General features: G+C 68.2%; 16 protein-coding genes. 9 read left to right on the top strand and 7 right to left on the bottom strand.

Annotated elements, in window-relative coordinates:
* Nucleotides 1-11: 11 nt before the first annotated feature.
* Complete coding sequence (locus tag A5758_RS24460) at nt 12-785, bottom strand: Rv3717 family N-acetylmuramoyl-L-alanine amidase (protein WP_082939284.1); 774 nt, start codon at nt 783-785, stop codon at nt 12-14.
* 98 nt (nt 786-883) lie between these two features.
* On the opposite strand from A5758_RS24460, the gene A5758_RS24465 reads away from it, so the two are divergent.
* On the top strand, nt 884-1,231 hold the full coding sequence (locus tag A5758_RS24465) for a YbaB/EbfC family nucleoid-associated protein (protein WP_066955869.1): 348 nt from the start codon (nt 884-886) through the stop codon (nt 1,229-1,231).
* Between the two features lie 10 nt (nt 1,232-1,241).
* Nucleotides 1,242-1,853, top strand: coding sequence for a recombination mediator RecR (gene recR, locus A5758_RS24470; RefSeq protein ID WP_067203880.1), 612 nt, complete (start codon nt 1,242-1,244; stop codon nt 1,851-1,853).
* Nucleotides 1,854-1,859: 6 nt separating this feature from the next.
* Here recR and A5758_RS24475 read toward each other — a convergent pair whose 3' ends face one another.
* From A5758_RS24475 to A5758_RS24485, 3 genes are read right to left on the bottom strand one after another with little or no spacing between them, the layout of a single operon-like run.
* The gene (locus A5758_RS24475; protein ID WP_082939283.1) at nt 1,860-2,297 is read right to left on the bottom strand and encodes a hypothetical protein; all 438 of its coding nucleotides are present in this window, start codon (nt 2,295-2,297) and stop codon (nt 1,860-1,862) included.
* 1 nt (nt 2,298) lies between these two features.
* A complete protein-coding gene (locus A5758_RS24480; RefSeq protein WP_067203879.1) occupies nt 2,299-3,006 on the bottom strand; it encodes a type 1 glutamine amidotransferase in 708 nt (235 codons plus the stop codon).
* A complete protein-coding gene (locus A5758_RS24485) occupies nt 2,999-4,228 on the bottom strand; it encodes a Mur ligase family protein (RefSeq protein ID WP_067203901.1) in 1,230 nt (409 codons plus the stop codon). The genes A5758_RS24480 and A5758_RS24485 overlap by 8 nt, the downstream gene beginning before the upstream one ends.
* 100 nt (nt 4,229-4,328) lie before the next feature.
* Here A5758_RS24485 and A5758_RS24490 point away from each other — a divergent pair, with 100 nt between their 5' ends.
* Nucleotides 4,329-5,321, top strand: a complete 993-nt coding sequence (locus tag A5758_RS24490; protein ID WP_067745567.1) for a DEDDh family exonuclease — start codon at nt 4,329-4,331, stop codon at nt 5,319-5,321.
* A 6-nt stretch (nt 5,322-5,327) separates the two neighbouring features.
* On the opposite strand, the gene A5758_RS24495 is transcribed toward A5758_RS24490, so the two are convergent.
* Nucleotides 5,328-6,002: a response regulator transcription factor gene (locus A5758_RS24495; protein WP_067745570.1), complete on the bottom strand. Its 675-nt coding sequence runs from the start codon at nt 6,000-6,002 to the stop codon at nt 5,328-5,330.
* Nucleotides 6,003-6,121: 119 nt separating this feature from the next.
* On the opposite strand from A5758_RS24495, the gene A5758_RS26135 reads away from it, so the two are divergent.
* Nucleotides 6,122-6,277: a DUF6131 family protein gene (locus A5758_RS26135; RefSeq protein ID WP_197503757.1), complete on the top strand. Its 156-nt coding sequence runs from the start codon at nt 6,122-6,124 to the stop codon at nt 6,275-6,277.
* Nucleotides 6,278-6,494: 217 nt separating this feature from the next.
* Here A5758_RS26135 and leuA read toward each other — a convergent pair whose 3' ends face one another.
* On the bottom strand, nt 6,495-8,291 hold the full coding sequence (leuA, locus tag A5758_RS24500) for a 2-isopropylmalate synthase (protein WP_067745573.1): 1,797 nt from the start codon (nt 8,289-8,291) through the stop codon (nt 6,495-6,497).
* 274 nt (nt 8,292-8,565) lie between these two features.
* On the opposite strand from leuA, the gene A5758_RS24505 reads away from it, so the two are divergent.
* The 4 genes from A5758_RS24505 to A5758_RS24520 all read left to right on the top strand — a co-directional run bounded on the left by A5758_RS24505 (nt 8,566) and on the right by A5758_RS24520 (nt 13,816).
* The gene (locus tag A5758_RS24505; protein ID WP_067203875.1) at nt 8,566-9,831 is read left to right on the top strand and encodes an aspartate kinase; all 1,266 of its coding nucleotides are present in this window, start codon (nt 8,566-8,568) and stop codon (nt 9,829-9,831) included.
* Nucleotides 9,832-10,866 (top strand): aspartate-semialdehyde dehydrogenase, encoded by a 1,035-nt coding sequence (locus tag A5758_RS24510; protein ID WP_067745576.1) that lies wholly within the window; start codon nt 9,832-9,834, stop codon nt 10,864-10,866.
* Nucleotides 10,867-10,873: 7 nt separating this feature from the next.
* Nucleotides 10,874-12,016: a DUF4185 domain-containing protein gene (locus A5758_RS24515; RefSeq protein WP_067745579.1), complete on the top strand. Its 1,143-nt coding sequence runs from the start codon at nt 10,874-10,876 to the stop codon at nt 12,014-12,016.
* Between the two features lie 99 nt (nt 12,017-12,115).
* Nucleotides 12,116-13,816 (top strand): NAD-binding protein, encoded by a 1,701-nt coding sequence (locus A5758_RS24520; protein ID WP_082939831.1) that lies wholly within the window; start codon nt 12,116-12,118, stop codon nt 13,814-13,816.
* A 15-nt stretch (nt 13,817-13,831) separates the two neighbouring features.
* Here A5758_RS24520 and A5758_RS24525 read toward each other — a convergent pair whose 3' ends face one another.
* Nucleotides 13,832-15,340, bottom strand: a complete 1,509-nt coding sequence (locus tag A5758_RS24525; protein WP_067745582.1) for a sensor domain-containing protein — start codon at nt 15,338-15,340, stop codon at nt 13,832-13,834.
* Between the two features lie 327 nt (nt 15,341-15,667).
* Here A5758_RS24525 and A5758_RS24530 point away from each other — a divergent pair, with 327 nt between their 5' ends.
* Nucleotides 15,668-16,045 (top strand): hypothetical protein, encoded by a 378-nt coding sequence (locus tag A5758_RS24530; protein WP_067745585.1) that lies wholly within the window; start codon nt 15,668-15,670, stop codon nt 16,043-16,045.
* The last annotated feature ends 272 nt before the right edge of the window (nt 16,046-16,317 follow it).

Raw genomic sequence — 16,317 nt, forward strand, 5'->3', positions numbered from 1 at the left:
GCGGCGTGCGCCTAGCGCGCCTGGCCCTGCGAGGCGAGGAAACCCGCGACGCCGCGGACCATCGCGTCGGCGTACTTCTGCCTGCCCTCGGCCGACTCCATCAGCGCCGAGTCCGCGGGGTTCTTCATGTTCCCGCACTCGACCAGGATCGACGGGTACTGCGCCAGGTTCAGCCCGGCGAGGTCCGAGCGTCCGTACAGCCCGTTCTGGCCGATGTAGTTGGCCGGCGGAATCCCGGAGGTCTGCATCTGGTCGCGCATGATCCGGGCATACTGCACCGACGGTCCGGCCTGGACCTGGTTGAGTGGCGGGGCCGAATAGTTGACGTGGAATCCCCGGCCCGATGCCGGGCCGCCGTCGGCGTGGATGCTCAGGACGGCGTTTGGGTGCAACGCGTTGGCCATGTTGGCGCGCTCGTCGACGCACGGCCCCAGCCCGGTGTCGTTGCCGCGCGCCATGGCGGTCCGGACGCCGAGGGCGTTCAATTCCGCGCGGACGCGCAGCGCGGTGTCCCAGGTGAAGGTGTGTTCCTGGTAGCCGCTGTTGGTCGACGTCCCGCTCGCCTGGCAATCCTTGGTGCCCCCGCGACCGGTCGGCACCTGGCGGCCGATGGACGCGTCGTTGGAGCCGTTGTGGCCGGGATCGATGAACACCACCATGCCGGCGATGTTGGAGGGGACCCCCCATGCCGGCGGGGCGGCGGTCGGGGTGATCGCGGCCGAAGCGGCCACCAGCACGCCGATGACCAACCTGATGCCGACACGCCTGCTCACTCGTAGGTCCACGGCGCAAAGGTAGCGTCGCGCGGTCTACGCTGGGTGTTTCGAATCGCCGGACACCCGCAGGCGAAACCAACTCGAGACCAAGATGCGAGGGGACTGTCATGCAACCCGGAGGCGACATGTCGGCGCTGCTGGCCCAGGCGCAGGAGATGCAGCAGAAGTTGATGGAAGCCCAGCAACAGCTGGCCAATGCCGAGGTGCACGGGCAGGCCGGCGGAGGCTTGGTCAGGGTGACCGTCAAAGGCAGCGGCGAGGTGGTCGCGGTGCAGATCGATCCCAAGGTCGTCGACCCCGGGGACGTCGAGACGCTGCAGGACTTGATCGTCGGGGCCATGGGCGACGCGTCGAAGCAGGTCACCCGCATGGCGCAGGAGCGGCTGGGCGCGCTGGCCGGCGGTTTCGGCGGCCCACCCCCGGGCCAGCCTCCGGCCCCGGCGCCGGGGCTCTAGATCTTCCGACATGTTTGAAGGACCCGTCCAGGATCTGATCGACGAGCTCGGCAAGCTGCCGGGCATCGGGCCAAAGAGCGCCCAGCGCATCGCCTTCCACCTGTTGTCGGTCGAACCGCCGGATATCGACCGGCTGACCGCGGCGCTGGGGAAGGTCCGCGACGGCGTGCGGTTCTGCGCGGTGTGCGGCAACGTCTCCGACAACGAGCGCTGCCGGATCTGCTCGGACCCACGCCGGGACGGCTCGCTGGTGTGCGTCGTCGAGGAGCCGAAGGACATCCAGGCCGTCGAGCGCACCCGCGAGTTCCGCGGCCGGTACCACGTGTTGGGCGGCGCGCTGGATCCGCTTTCGGGCGTGGGGCCCGATCAGCTGCGGATCCGCGAGCTGCTGAGCCGGATCGGTGAGCGGGTCGACGACGTCGACATCACCGAGGTGATCATTGCCACCGACCCGAACACCGAGGGTGAGGCGACGGCCACCTACCTGGTGCGGATGTTGCGCGACATCCCGGGGCTGACGGTGACGCGGATCGCGTCGGGGCTGCCGATGGGTGGCGACCTGGAGTTCGCCGACGAACTGACGCTGGGCCGCGCGCTGGCGGGCCGGCGGGCGATGGTCTGAGGTCGCTCAGGTTTTGGTCAATCGGAACGGCCGGGTGACGGTCGAGCCTGGACCGCCACACCCGTCGGACGTGGTCGTCCGGCCCTCACCGGCAAGCGACACGGCGTCGAAGCTGTAGTCGACGGTTGCCGGAACCGATGTTCCGTTCGCGCACGGCGCCTGCGTCGCGCCGCTGTGGGTCCAGCGTCCGTTCGCGAGGTCGAACTCCCAGCTGATGACGAACGTCCCGCCGTCCTGCGAGGTCGCCAGAGTGCAGTCCGACCCGCAGGGGGCGAAAAGCCACGTGGTCGACTTGTCGCTGTCGGTATAGAGCACGGTGTAACGACCGCTCGGCACCTCCGGGGTGGCGTGCGCCGGCACCGGCGTAATCAATGCGGCCGCGACTAGCAGGGCTCCGCCGCCCGCCAACCCCGGCCGGCCGCTTCTCGCGATGTCATTCCGCACGTCAGCGCGCCCCTAACCGTTCCCGGCGCAGCAAGTCCACCTCGGGCAGGTCCAGCGGCGCCAGCTCACCCACGACCTTGCTCAGCAGCAGGTCGGCCAGCTCGGGATTGCGGGCCAGGCACGGCCCGTGCATATAGGTGGCCACGACGCCGCCCTGCACCGCGCCGTCGAAGCCGTCGCCCGCCCGGTTGCCCGCGCCCTTGGCCACCGCGCCCAGCGGCGACGCGGCCGGGCCTAGCACGGTGCCGCCCCGGTGGTTCTCGAAACCGGTGAGCCGTTGGGTCAGGCCCGGCAACAGCGGCTTGGTGATCAGTTCGCCGATGGTGCGGACGTTCTGCGGCGAGGTGGTCGCGTCGAGCAGGCCCACGCCGTCGACCCGTTCACCCGCCGACGTCTCGTACCACCGCCCCAGCACCTGAACGGCGGCGCAGATCGCCAGCACGGGCGCTCCGCGCTCGGTGGCGCGCTGCAGCCCGGGGTGCTTGATCAGGTGCTTGGTGGCCAACCGCTGCGCGTAGTCCTCCGCCCCGCCCAGGGTGTAGACGTCCAGTGAGTCCGGCACCGGGTCGGCCAGCGTTATCTCGACGATCTCCGCGGCGATCCCCCTCAACCGCAGCCGCTGACGCAGCACCAGCGCGTTGCCGCCGTCGCCGTAGGTGCCCATCACGTCGGGCAACACCAGCCCGATCCGCACCGTCGAATCAGCCATGGCGCGCCAACGCCCGTTGCAGCTGAAGGAAGGCGGTGTAGTTGGCGACGACCTCGACCCGCCCCGGCGGGCAGGACGCGATGGCCGCCACGGTGTCATGCACCAGGGTGTGGTCGACGCCCGCGTAGCCGAGGCGCACCGCCAGGTCGGTGCCCCGCTCGCCGGCGGCGACAACCGCCGTCTTCTCGAAATGCTCGAAGCGCACGTCCCACAGCCAGGACAGGTCCTCGCCGTCGGGCACCTGCCCATTGACCGCGATGACGACCCCGGCCGCCTGCTTGTCCACCATCGACAGCGCCTCCTGCCAGCCGGCCGGATTCTTGGCCAGCAGGATCCGCGCCTCGTGAGCGCCGACCCGGACGGTCCGGTAGCGCCCGGCGACCTCGTCGACGCTCGACACGGCCGCCACGGCCTTCGCGGGGTCGGCGCCCAGCGCGACGGCGGCGGCCACGGCCTGGGCGGCGTTGCCGCGGTTCACCGCGCCCGGCAGCGCCAACCGCATCGGCAGGGCCAGCCCGTCGGGCCCGTACAGCGTGTGGTCGTCGAACCACCACTGCGGGCTGGGCCGCTTGAAGTCGGCGCCGGTGGAATACCAATGCCCCCTGTCTCGGACGATCACCTCGCCGCTGCGCGGGCAGCTGACCGAGTCGTTCGCCCACGAGCCCCCCGCTGCCACCCACGCCACGTTCGGGCTGTCGTAGGCCGCCGACGTCATGAGGACGTCGTCGCAGTTGGCGACGACGACGGCGTTCGGGTGCCGGGCCAGCCCGGCGCGCAGGGTGCGTTCGATGACGTTGATCTCGCCGACCCGGTCCAGCTGGTCGCGCGACAGGTTGAGCAGCACGACGACGGCGGGATCCACGGCGTCCGACACGTGCGGCACGTGCATCTCGTCGACTTCCAGGGCCGCCAGCGGCGCCTCGCGGTTCGCCGCCAGCGCGGCCACCAGCCCGGCGTCCATGTTGGCGCCTTCGGCGTTGGTGGCCACCGAACCCAGCGTGCCCAGCGCGGCGGCGGTCATCCGGGTGGTGGTCGACTTCCCGTTGGTTCCGGTGACGACGACGGTGCGCCGGCCGGCCGCCAGCTGACGGAGGACCGAGCGGTCCAGGGTCATCGCGATCAGCCCGCCGATCATCGCGCCGGCCCCGCGTCCGGTCACCCGCGAAGCCCAGCGCGCGCTCGCTCCCGCGGCGAGGGCGAGCCGTGCACGGGTGGTTACCACGCGGGTGAGTTTAGAGGCGGCCCGCCGCCGCTTCGAATTCAGCGCCGACACGGCAGCGCAGCGACCAGGCGTTGTCGGTCGGACGTGCCATCCTCAAATCATGAACCGGGTGTCCTGGGGGCGACCGGCCAGCGAGCCGGACGGGGGCTGGGCTGTCATCGACGTCGAGACCTCGGGCTTTCGCCCGGGTCAGGCACGGGTCATCAGCCTGGCGGTGCTCGGCCTCGACGACGACGGGCGCGTCGAGCAATCGGTGGTCAGCCTGCTCAACCCCGGGGTCGATCCCGGTCCCACCCACGTGCACGGCTTGACCACCGCCATGCTGGAAGATCAACCGCAGTTCGCCGACATCGTCGACGACGTGGTCAAGGTGCTCGACGGCCGCACGCTGGTGGCCCACAACGTCGCGTTCGACTACGCGTTCCTGGCCGCGGAAGCCGAGCTCGCCGAGGCCGAACTACCCATCGACTCCGTCATGTGCACGGTCGAGCTGGCCCGGCGGCTGGATCTCGGCATCGACAACCTGCGGTTGGAGACCCTGGCGGCGCACTGGGGCGTGACCCAGGAACGGCCGCACGACGCCTTCGACGACGCGCTGGTCTTGACCGGTGTGCTGGCGTTGGCGCTCAAGCGGGCGTGCGAGCGCGACATCTGGCTACCGGTGCATCCGGTGACCCGGCGGCGATGGCCGAACGGGCGCGTCACCCACGACGAGCTGCGCCCGTTGAAGGTGTTGGCCTCGCGGATGCCCTGCCCGTACCTCAACCCCGGGCTGTATGTTTCCGGCCGGCCGCTGGTGCAGGGCATGCGGGTGGCCCTGGCGGCCGAGGTCGGGCGCACCCACGAGGAACTGGTCGAACGCATCCTGCACGCGGGGCTGGCCTATAGCGATGCCATCGACGGGGAAACATCGCTAGTCGTCTGCAACGACCCCGCCCCGGACCAGGGCAAGGGCTACCTGGCTAAGCAGCTCGGGGTGCCGGTGGTCTCCGACGCGCAATTCATGGACTCCATCCGCGCGGTCGTCGGCGGCACCAGCATGGAGGAGTTCACCGACACCACCGCGGTCGACCAGCAGCTCGCGCTGTTCTGAGCTCGGTCAGGGGCCACCGCGCCAGTGCTCGATGCGGTGATGGTCAGGTGTGAACCCGTGATGCACACCCCACAGGACGGCCTGGGTCCGACTACCTACGCCGATTTTGCGATAGATGGTGCGGATGTACGACTTCACCGTGTTGGGGCTCAGGTAGGTCAACCGTGCCACGTCGGCATTGCTCTTACCCTGGGTGATCAGCGCCAGGATCTCCGCTTCCCGGTCGCTGAGCCCTTCGTTACGGCCCGGCCAGTCCAGCCCGGGTGCGCTGCGCGGTCGCCCGGTCACCGGGCTGATGATCACCTCGCCCGAATGCACCGCCTCCAAAGCGGCGACCAGTTCGCGGGCCGGCAGGGTCTTGGACAGATATCCGTGAGCGCCATGCCGCCGTGCGCTCTCGACGAGGTCGGGGTGAAAGTTCCAGGTGTAGACGACAACCCGGCGTGCTCGGGGGTTCGCCGTCAGAACTCCGATCTCCTCTTGATCGGATTCGGGTTGGGCGAATGAGTCGTACAGCACGATGTCGACGGCGTCGTCGACGGGCATGGTGGAGTCCAGTTCCGCAATGACGACGCGGTCCCGGTAGGGGTCCAACATGTTGGCGACGCCCTTCACGACGACGTCATAGTCGTCGACGAGCGCGACGGTGATCGGCGCGCTGGCGCGTGACGGTCGCGTCATGGCGGGAAGATTACCTACCTAGGGGTGTATTGGTACCCCCCTTAGGGGTGGTCGACTGAAGTCGGTGCCGGGCAACCGGCCGCACGAGGTAGTCACGCATCCGGAGGGGAAGGCTCACCATGATCATTCTCGGCATCGTCCTGCTGGTCGCAGGATTTCTGCTCAAGATCTCGATCCTGTGGACGATCGGGATCATCCTGTTGGTCATCGGCGCGATCCTGGCGGTCCTGGGCAACGTCGGACGCCCCGTCGCCGGCCGCCGACACTATTTCTGAACGGCGCAAGCGCTAGCCGGCTTCGCGACCCTTAGGGCGGCGGCGACACGCGAGGCCATTGACGGGCCCTTCCGCCACAGCGCTGTGGCGGCGGGGCCCGCCTAGCGTTTTGGTGTCGACCCGCGGCGCCCGGCGCCAGCGCCGCGCTTGCGATCGGCCCTAGCGCTTTGGTGTCGACCCGCGGCGCCCGGCGCCAGCGCCGCGCTTGCGATCGGCCCTAGCGCGACGCGCGGTTGACCGCCGACACGACGGCGCGCAGCGACGCGGTGGTGATCGACGGCGCGATGCCGACACCCCACACCGTGCGGCCGTTGACCGACGCCTCCACGTACGCGGCGGCCTGCGCGTCGTCACCGGCGCTCATCGCGTGCTCGGAGTAGTCGAGGACCGCGACGTCGAACCCCACGCCACCCAGCGCGTGCACGAACGCCGCCAGGGGGCCGTTGCCGGCGCCGCTGATCTCGGTCTCGGTCCCGTTGACCTTCACGGTCGCGGCGATCGTGGTGGTGCCGCTGTCTTCCTCGGAAGCCTCGACCCGCTGCTTCATCCGCTCCAGCGGCCAGACCGGGGCCAGGTACTCCTCGTAGAACGCGTCCCACATCTCCTTCGGGGAGACCTCGCCGCCCTCACCCTCGGTGATCTTCTGGATTGCCTGGGAGAACTCGATCTGCAGCCGCCGCGGCAGCGCCAGGCCGTGGTCGGACTTCATGATGTAGGCCACGCCGCCCTTGCCGGACTGCGAGTTGACGCGGATCACCGCCTCGTAGGTGCGACCGACGTCCTTGGGGTCGATCGGCAGGTACGGCACCTGCCACAGCATGTCCTCGACGTCGGCGTCCGCGGCGTCCGCATCGATCTTCATCTGGTCCAGGCCCTTGTTGATCGCGTCCTGATGGCTGCCGGAGAACGCGGTGTAGACCAGGTCCCCGCCGTAGGGGTGACGCTCGGGCACCGGCAGCTGGTTGCAGTACTCGACCGTGCGACGGATCTCGTCGATGTTGGAGAAGTCGATCTGAGGGTCCACGCCGCGGGAGAACAGGTTGAGCCCCAGCGTCACCAGGCACACGTTGCCGGTGCGCTCGCCGTTGCCGAACAGGCAGCCCTCGATCCGGTCGGCGCCGGCGGCGAAGCCCAATTCGGCTGCGGCGACGGCTGTTCCGCGGTCGTTGTGCGGGTGCAGGCTCAGGATGACGGATTCCCTGTTGGCCAGATTACGGCTCATCCACTCGATCGAGTCGGCGTAGACGTTGGGAGTGGCCATCTCCACCGTGGCGGGCAGGTTGAAGATGATCGGGTTGTCCGGCGTCGGCGCGATGATCTCGCCGACGGCGTCACACACCTGCCTCGCGTACTCCAGCTCGGTTCCGGTGTAGGACTCCGGCGAGTATTCGAAACGCCATTGTGTGCCAGGGTATTTGGCTGCCTCCTCGACGCACTTGCGCGCGCCGTCGGTGGCGATTGCCTGCACAGCGGCCCGGTCGGCGCGAAAAACCACGCGGCGCTGCAGGATTGACGTCGAGTTGTAGAAGTGCACGATGGCCCGCGGCGCGCCCTCGCACGCGATGAAGGTGCGTTCGATGAGTTCGGGACGGCACTGGGTCAGCACCTGGATGGTGACGTCGTCGGGAATGGCGCCGTCGGTGATGATCTCGCGAACGAAGTCGAAGTCGGTTTGACTGGCCGACGGGAAGCCGACCTCGATCTCCTTGTACCCCATGCGGACCAGCAGATCGAACATGCGGCGCTTGCGGGTGGGGCTCATCGGGTCGATCAGCGCCTGATTGCCGTCGCGCAGGTCCACCGCGCACCACAGCGGGGCGCGGTCGACGACACGGTCGGGCCAGGTGCGGTCGGGAAGCCGGATCGGCTCGACTTCCTCGGCGAAGGACCGGTACCGGTTGACCGGCATCGCGGAACCGCGCTGGGGGTTCCATGCGGGCTGGCCGGGCCCCGGCGGGCCCGCGGGTTTGACGATCGAACGTGTTGACGTATAGGCGTCGGGATTGGAAGTCACGGTAGTTGCTCCGGGGTGTCAGAAGGAACCTCAGACCGGCGCATCGCGAACACCCGCGACGGGAAGCCGGTCTGGATCAGACCCCGTCGCGGCGTCCGAGGAGGAGCACCCGCTGCACGAGGAGAACTCTACCGCGATTGGCGTCGCGGAGAAAATTGCGCTAAAACTCGCTCAAAACCGCAGGCTGTGGTGCTTAGCAACGCTGCGTAAACCGTTATGCGCAGCCACGTATTCTGTTGTGGGCTTAAAACGTGCCGGAAGGGCGGGAAAAGTAGTGGCGCTCGTCGTGCAAAAGTACGGCGGATCCTCGGTGGCCGACGCCGATCGGATCCGTCGTGTCGCCGAGCGCATCGTCGCGACCAAGAAGCAGGGGAACGACGTCGTCGTGGTGGTCTCGGCCATGGGCGACACCACCGACGACCTGATGGACCTGGCCCAGCAGGTGTGCCCGGCCCCGCCGCCGCGCGAGCTCGACATGTTGCTGACCGCCGGCGAGCGCATCTCCAACGCGTTGGTGGCCATGGCGATCGAGTCGCTGGGAGCGCAGGCGCGCTCGTTCACCGGTTCGCAGGCCGGCGTCATCACCACCGGGACCCACGGCAACGCGAAGATCATCGAGGTCACCCCGGGGCGGCTGCAGGAAGCGCTCGACGAGGAGCGCATCGTGCTGGTCGCCGGGTTCCAGGGCGTCAGCCAGGACACCCGCGACGTCACCACGCTGGGCCGCGGCGGCTCGGACACCACCGCGGTGGCCCTGGCCGCCGCGCTGCACGCCGACGTCTGCGAGATCTACACCGACGTGGACGGCATCTTCACCGCCGACCCGCGCATCGTGCACAACGCGCGGCGGCTGGACAAGGTGACCTTCGAGGAGATGCTCGAGATGGCGGCGTGCGGCGCGAAGGTGCTGATGCTGCGCTGTGTGGAATACGCCCGCCGCTACAACATTCCGGTGCACGTCCGCTCGTCGTACTCGGACAAGCCAGGCACCGTCGTCGTCGGATCGATCAAGGACATAGCCATGGAAGACCCCATCCTGACCGGAGTCGCGCACGATCGCAGCGAGGCCAAGGTGACCATCGTCGGCATCCCCGATATCCCCGGCTATGCGTCCCGGGTGTTCCGGGCCGTCGCGGACGCCGACGTGAACATCGACATGGTGTTGCAGAACGTCTCCAAGGTCGAGGACGGCAAGACCGACATCACCTTCACCTGCTCGCGGGACAGCGGGCCGACGGCGGTGGCCAAGCTGGACGCACTCAAGGACGAGATCGGCTTCACTTCGCTGCTCTACGACGACCACATCGGCAAGGTGTCGCTGATCGGCGCGGGCATGCGCAGCCATCCCGGCGTCACCGCGACCTTCTGTGAGGCCCTGGCGGAGGTGGGCGTCAACATCGAGCTGATCTCCACCTCCGAGATCCGCATCTCGGTGCTGTGCCGCGACACCGAACTAGACAAGGCCGTCGTGGCGTTGCACGAAGCGTTCGGGCTCGGCGGCGACGAGTCGGCGACGGTGTATGCGGGAACGGGTAGATAGATGGTTGCCATTGGGGTGGTAGGCGCCACCGGCCAGGTGGGCCAGGTGATGCGCAGGTTGCTCGACGAGCGGGACTTCCCGGCCACGTCGGTACGGTTTTTCGCGTCGTCCCGCTCGCAGGGGCGCAAGCTGGAATTTCGCGGCCAGGAGATCGAGGTCGAGGACGCGGCGACCGCTGACCCGACCGGGCTGGACATCGCGCTGTTCTCCGCCGGCAAGACGATGTCGCTGGTTCAGGCGCCGCGGTTCGCCGCGGCCGGGGTGACGGTGATCGACAACTCGTCGGCGTGGCGCAAGGACCCCGACGTGCCGCTGGTGGTGTCCGAGGTGAACTTCGCGCGAGACGCGCACCGCAGACCCAAAGGCATCATCGCCAACCCGAACTGCACCACGATGGCCGCGATGCCGGTGCTCAAGGTGCTGCACGACGAGGCCGGGCTGACCCGCCTGGTGGTCTCGAGCTATCAGGCGGTGTCGGGCAGCGGGCTGGTCGGCGTCGAGGAGCTGGCGACGCAGGCACGCGCGGTCATCGACCACGCCGAGCAGTTGGTGCACGACGGCTCCGCGGTCGAGTTTCCGGCGCCCAAGACCTACGTCGCGCCGATCGCCTTCAACGTGGTGCCGCTGGCCGGGTCCCTGGTCGACGACGGTTCCGGGGAGACCGACGAGGACCAGAAGCTGCGGCACGAGAGCCGCAAGATCCTCGGCATCCCCGACCTGGCGGTCAGCGGGACCTGCGTGCGGGTGCCGGTGTTCACCGGGCACTCGTTGTCGATCAACGCCGAGTTCGCCCGGCCGCTGTCGCCCGAGCGTGCCCGGGCCCTGCTCGACGGCGCGCCCGGCGTCAAAGTCGTCGACGTGCCGACCCCGTTGGCGGCCGCGGGCGTGGACGAATCGCTGGTCGGCCGCATCCGGCATGACCCGGGTGTCCCCGACGGGCGCGGCCTCGCCCTGTTCGTTTCGGGAGACAACCTGCGCAAGGGGGCCGCGCTGAACACCATCCAGATTGCCGAGCTGCTGGCCGCCCAGCTGTAATAGGCGGGTGAGCACCGCCCACACCCGACTGGTCGTGCGATGCTCGCTTGCTCTGATTCTGTTTGTGCCGCAATGGTTTTGGACCGCGCACGCCGACCCGCCTGCGCCGGTCCCCGAACCAATCGTGCAGCCGCTGGCGCCCGGCCAGGTGCTGCGGATCGGCCCCACGGCCGGCACCGGCACCCCAACCGGCGACTACGGCATCGGCGCGACCGACCTCTGTGAGTTCGTCGAGTTCCCCACCGAACTGCTGCAGGTCTGCGGCGACAGCTTCGCCGGCCAAGGCGTCGGGTTCGGCGGCTGGTACGCGCCGGTGGCGCTGCACGTGGACACCGCTTCCGTCGACGACCCGGCCGGCGTGCGCTACACCGGCGTGACCGGGGTGAGCAACCCGCTGCTGGCCGATCCCGCCCCGCCGGGTACCTCGCAGCTGCCCGCGGGCGTGGTGCAGATCAATCGGCGCAACTACATGATGGTGACGACGACGAAGAACCTGGAGCCGCAAAGCTCCCGGCTCGTAGCGGCCGAGCCCGCGCGGGCGGGCTGGCAGACCATCGCCGGGTCGCGCCGACCCGCCTCGTACCAGGGCGGCTCGCAGACACAGATCAGCGGCTACTACGACCCGATCCCGACGCCGGACTCGCCCACCGGCTGGGTGTACATCGTGGCCGACAGCTTCACCCGCAGGGATCCCGTCGTGCTGTATAGAGCCACCCCGCAAACGTTTACCGACCGGTCCCGATGGCAGGGCTGGGCGGCCGGACCCAACGGCGGTTGGGGCAAGCCCCCGACCCCGCTGTGGCCGGACGCGGTGGGGGAGATGAGCGTGCGGCAAATCGACGGGAAGGCCGTGCTGTCGTATTTCAACGCGGTCACCGGCAACATGGAGGTCCGGGTGGCCGACGATCCGACGTCGCTGGGCGACGCGCCGGTGACCACGGTGGTACAGCACGACGAGTGGCCGGAGCCGGCGGAAAGCCTGCCGCCGCCCTACGACAACCGGCTCGCGCAACCGTACGGCGGATACATCTCGCCCGGCTCGACGCTCGACGAGCTGCGAATCTTCGTCAGCCAGTGGGACACTCGCGCGCGCGTGGCGGCGCCGTATCGGGTGATCCAGTTCGCCGTCAACCCGTTCAAGCCCGACTAGCGAGAAGTCGCCTCCCGCTGCGGCAATATGCCAGACATCGCTGACCAGCGGTGAAACGATATTGGCGTGAACGGCAGTCGCGGCGCTCGGCGCTCTGTGATGACTTCTCTGCGGTCGTTCGCACTGTTATTGGCCGACTACCGCTGGCACGTGCTCGCCGGGGTGGGCGTCGCGGCGCTCGTTCTGGGCAATATCGGGTTCTGGCAGTTGTGGAAGCATCATCCTGAACCGAGCGACATCGTCTTCTGGAGCTTCAAGCTGTTCACGGCGTCGACCCCGGTCGACGATCACCTGCCCGTCACGCTGGATATCGCCCGTTTCCTGGCCCCGCTCGTCGCCGGCTTCGCGGGGCTCAGCGGCTTGGCGTCACTGTTCCGCGACCGGGTGCAACAGATGCGGATACCGCTGATGAGCGGCCACGTGGTCGTCTGCGGGCTCGGAGATGTGGGCAGTGCGTTTCTGCATCACCTCCGCGAGGCCGGGGATCGGGTGGTTGTCATCGACTCGGACGCGGCGAATCCGAACATGCAGCTGTGCCACGGCTGGGGTGTGCCGGTGATCGTCGGCGATGCGCAGCAGGAACGAACCCTGCAGGCGGCCGGTGTACGGCGCGCATCGCGGCTGCTCGCGCTGTGCCCGAACGACGCGGTCAACACCGAGATCGTCGCCGTTGCCAGCCTGCTTGCGGGTGGTCGTTCCGGCAATGTGCTGACCTGTCTGGCCCAGATCGGAGACCCCGAGCTGTGCGCGCTGCTGAGGATCCGGGAGGCCGAGCGCGCCGATGCGGCGTCGGCCCTGGACTTCTTCAACACCGACGAGATCGGCGCGCGGTTGCTGCTCGACGAGTTTCCCGTCGACACCGGGCGCGACCGCCCGCACATCCTCATCGCGGGCCTCGATGCGCTGGGCGCCTGGGTGGTGTACCACGCGGCCCGGGATTGGTATGACCACCGCAGCGACGACACCGCGGCGCTGGTGGTCACCGTCGTCGACAACCAGGCCGACCACCGGGTGCAGTTGCTCCTCGGCCACTATCCCGCCCTCGAGCAGGTCTGCAGCTTCATCACGCTGCCCGCGGCTGTCAGCAACATCCACCGGCTGCGCGCCTATCACGCGGATGCGGGAGCGCCACCGCTGGCCCGCGCCTACGTGACCGCCGACAACGACGAGCAATCCGTTGAGCTGGCGTTGCAGTTGAGGCATGAACTCGATGCGGCCGTCCCCTTGGTCGTCGCGCTGGCCCGGTCGCGCGGGGTTGCCCGCCTCCTCGACGAGGCCGGCAGCGCCGGCGGACCCGACATCGACGTCTTCCCGACTCTCGAACGAACCTGCACGGTCGAACTCACCCGCGGCGGTTCGTATGAGGCCATCGCCCATGCCATCCACCGTCGGTGGTGCGCCGAACAACTCGCGTCCGGCAAGCCTGCGCCACCGTGGTCGGAGCTCGACGAATCACGCAAAGATTCCAGCCGCTCGCAGGCGCGCCACATTGGGGTCAAGCTGCGAAGCATCGGTTGTGACCTTGCGCCATTGCGTGACTGGGACGCATCGGAATTCCTGTTCAGCACCGATGAGGTCGAGACGCTCGCGGTCGCCGAACACGACCGCTGGATGGCCGAGCGCCTCGCCGACGGATGGTCCTCGGGTGAGAAGGACATCGAAAACAAGAGGACCCCGTATCTGGTGCCCTTCTCAGACCTGCCCGACGACGTCGCCGAGTACGACCGCGTGTTTGTGCGGGAGATCCCCGCCCTTCTCGCCTCGGCCGGTCTGCAGGTGATCCGCATACAGCAGAAGTAAGAACGGCCGCAACTTTCAGAACTTCGGCCCCGCGGACTTCGGCACCTTGACGGCCATCTTCGCGGCGATCACGCTGGCCTGATCGGTGATGTGGTCTCCGCACACCTTGACGTCGATCACATAACCGGACGCCGCCTGCAACACCCGCTGGCACGCATAGCTGGGACCGCCACCCTGTTGTCTGTACATCTGAGTGATCTGCGGGGCGTGCCCGGTGAGGTTGTCGACGATCCACGTGTATGCGCGGCCGTTGTCGAGGTAGGTCGCTGTCACCGTCTTCCCGTCGCAGGCCGCCCACTCATTGGCCGAGCGCCGCACGAAGTCCAGGGCCTGATCTCTGGTGGAAAAGGCCGCCACGGCTTGGTCGACGAAGTGATGATTGCCCTCGCCTGCCCGCACCCAGCCGCCCGAGTCCTCCAACGCCGCCCAGTCGAGTCCCTTTTCTCCGCTGTCTTCATACGTCAGGTCGGCACCGGGATAGAGCACGCCCATGCACCATCGCGGCGACACGTCAACTGCCTTGCTGACGTCCTTGAACGTCTTGCCTTGGTTGTCCGGGGTTTTCACCATATTGGAGGTGTCCGTGATCGAGTTGATCTCTGCGTCGCTCAGCAGGATGGACTCCAGGGGCAGGGGGGCAGGACCCGGCTTGGGCCGGAGGAGCAGCACCGCGGCGACGATGATTGCGACCAGAACGGCCAAACCCGCGCCGCCGGCGATGAGCCACCTGGCGCGCGGCCGGTGACTCTTGCCGATCTTGGGAGCGTGCGGGGGCGCGGCGTCGGAGCCCTCTCCCGGGACCGCTCTCGATTCGGGTTCCGCTGGTGAGCCGGGCGTCGCAACAGGCGCCGTGGCTTCGGTTGTAGGTTCGTCGTCAACCGACTTCAGCAGCGCATCGATGCTGTTTCGCGCCTGATAGGTGACATCGGGACGGTCGCGCAGCTTGGACAGCAATCGGGCGATGTCGCGGCGCGCAGCCGGATCGGCCCCGTCCTCGTGCAGCCCCGCCTTCAGCTCCGACACCAACTCGGCCTGCTGGCGGGCGCTGAGCTCCGGGTCGGAAAGGATGGTGCCCAGCCGCATCAGGTAGGCGAAGGGCACCGGCGGTTCCTCGGGCAGAGGTGACGGCAGCGGCTCAAGCTTTTCCTTCAACTCGTGCACAGCTTCGATCAGCTGAATACCGCTGTCCACGGCCGGATTTCGGTAGTCGATGACCTGGGTCTCCGCCAGCGGAGTGAGCCGCATGGAATCGACCGGACCCACCTGGACGGGAAGGATCGGACGGCGCAGAGCCTCGGCGTAGCGCAACTCGACTTGGCAGGGTTTCGACGACATCGAGTTGTTCGACAGTGCAAAGATGAAGACGTCGCAGCCCCGGATTTCCTCGAGGATGGTGCGCCACCATGCGTCACCGCCGCCCAACGTTTCGTCAACCCACACGTGCTGACGCGCGTCCCGCAACGCCTTCAAGAGATCCTGGATCGCCGCCTTGTCCTGGCTGGAGTGACTGACAAATAGCGTCATGCTTTCTCCTGATACAGGGTCGGCGGTTGTCGGTCTGCGGGCGGCCACGTAACGGTTGAGGCGTTTCAGGCAGCGTAAGTCTTCGGGGGTGCAGCAGGTGGCTGATTGGGAGGCCGCCAACCAATGCGTTCGGTGCGAAACGGGTGGTCCAGAGCGCGGAGTGCGCTCCCGGTTGCAGCGGGTCTGCCGCATAGGGGAAAGCCGCTCGCCGGCAATTGCGATGGAGCAGGCCGGCCGTTCTACCAGGCAAGACGGCCGTTCAGCTCATAGCTGCTACTTAAGTAATGCATAGCCGCGACTGGTGTTAACACCTTCATCATTTGTCTCATGAGTGAAACATCTGAATCCCCCACCGCGCGGACCTCCACCGCAACTGCCCCGGCACCAGCAACCGAAGCTGCGCTTTACAAGACCCCCAGGGTCTTCATCGCCGCGGCCTGGGTTGCCATTGTCGCCGGAATAGTGTTCATCGTCTCCGTCATTTTCTTCACCGGAATGGCGCTGGGGCACCACGGTGGCCATCACCACCACCACAAGCACCACGCGGCGTGGATGCATCCGCACCGCATGGGCGGCCCGGGTGGCCCGGGTGCCCAGCAGGGTGGCCCCGCCGGCGTCCAGCAGGGCGGACCCGCGTCGGCGACCCCCGGCGCCCCCGGGCCCAGCCAGATCCCGTCGTCGGTCGCCCCGACCCGGACGCCGTAGTCCAACCCGTTCCTGAACAAGCAGCGGCCCGGTGCTCGCCAGAGCACCGGGCTGCGTGTCGTTTCGTCACCGGCAACTAACCGCCCGATCTCGATTCACAGCAAGTTTGTGGCGTGAACCTGTTATGCCCGTCGCGACGCTGGGCATGATTCAGGAATGAGCGAGACACCCGAACCGTCGCCGACCCCGCCGCCGCCCGCGGAAAGCTTCGTCGAATACACCGAGCAGCAGGCCCAGATGCTCGCGGGCGCCGAGGGTGAGGACCTCTGGAC

This window comes from Mycobacterium sp. 852014-50255_SCH5639931, from assembly GCF_001665605.1.
GTDB classification, from domain to species: domain Bacteria; phylum Actinomycetota; class Actinomycetes; order Mycobacteriales; family Mycobacteriaceae; genus Mycobacterium; species Mycobacterium paraffinicum.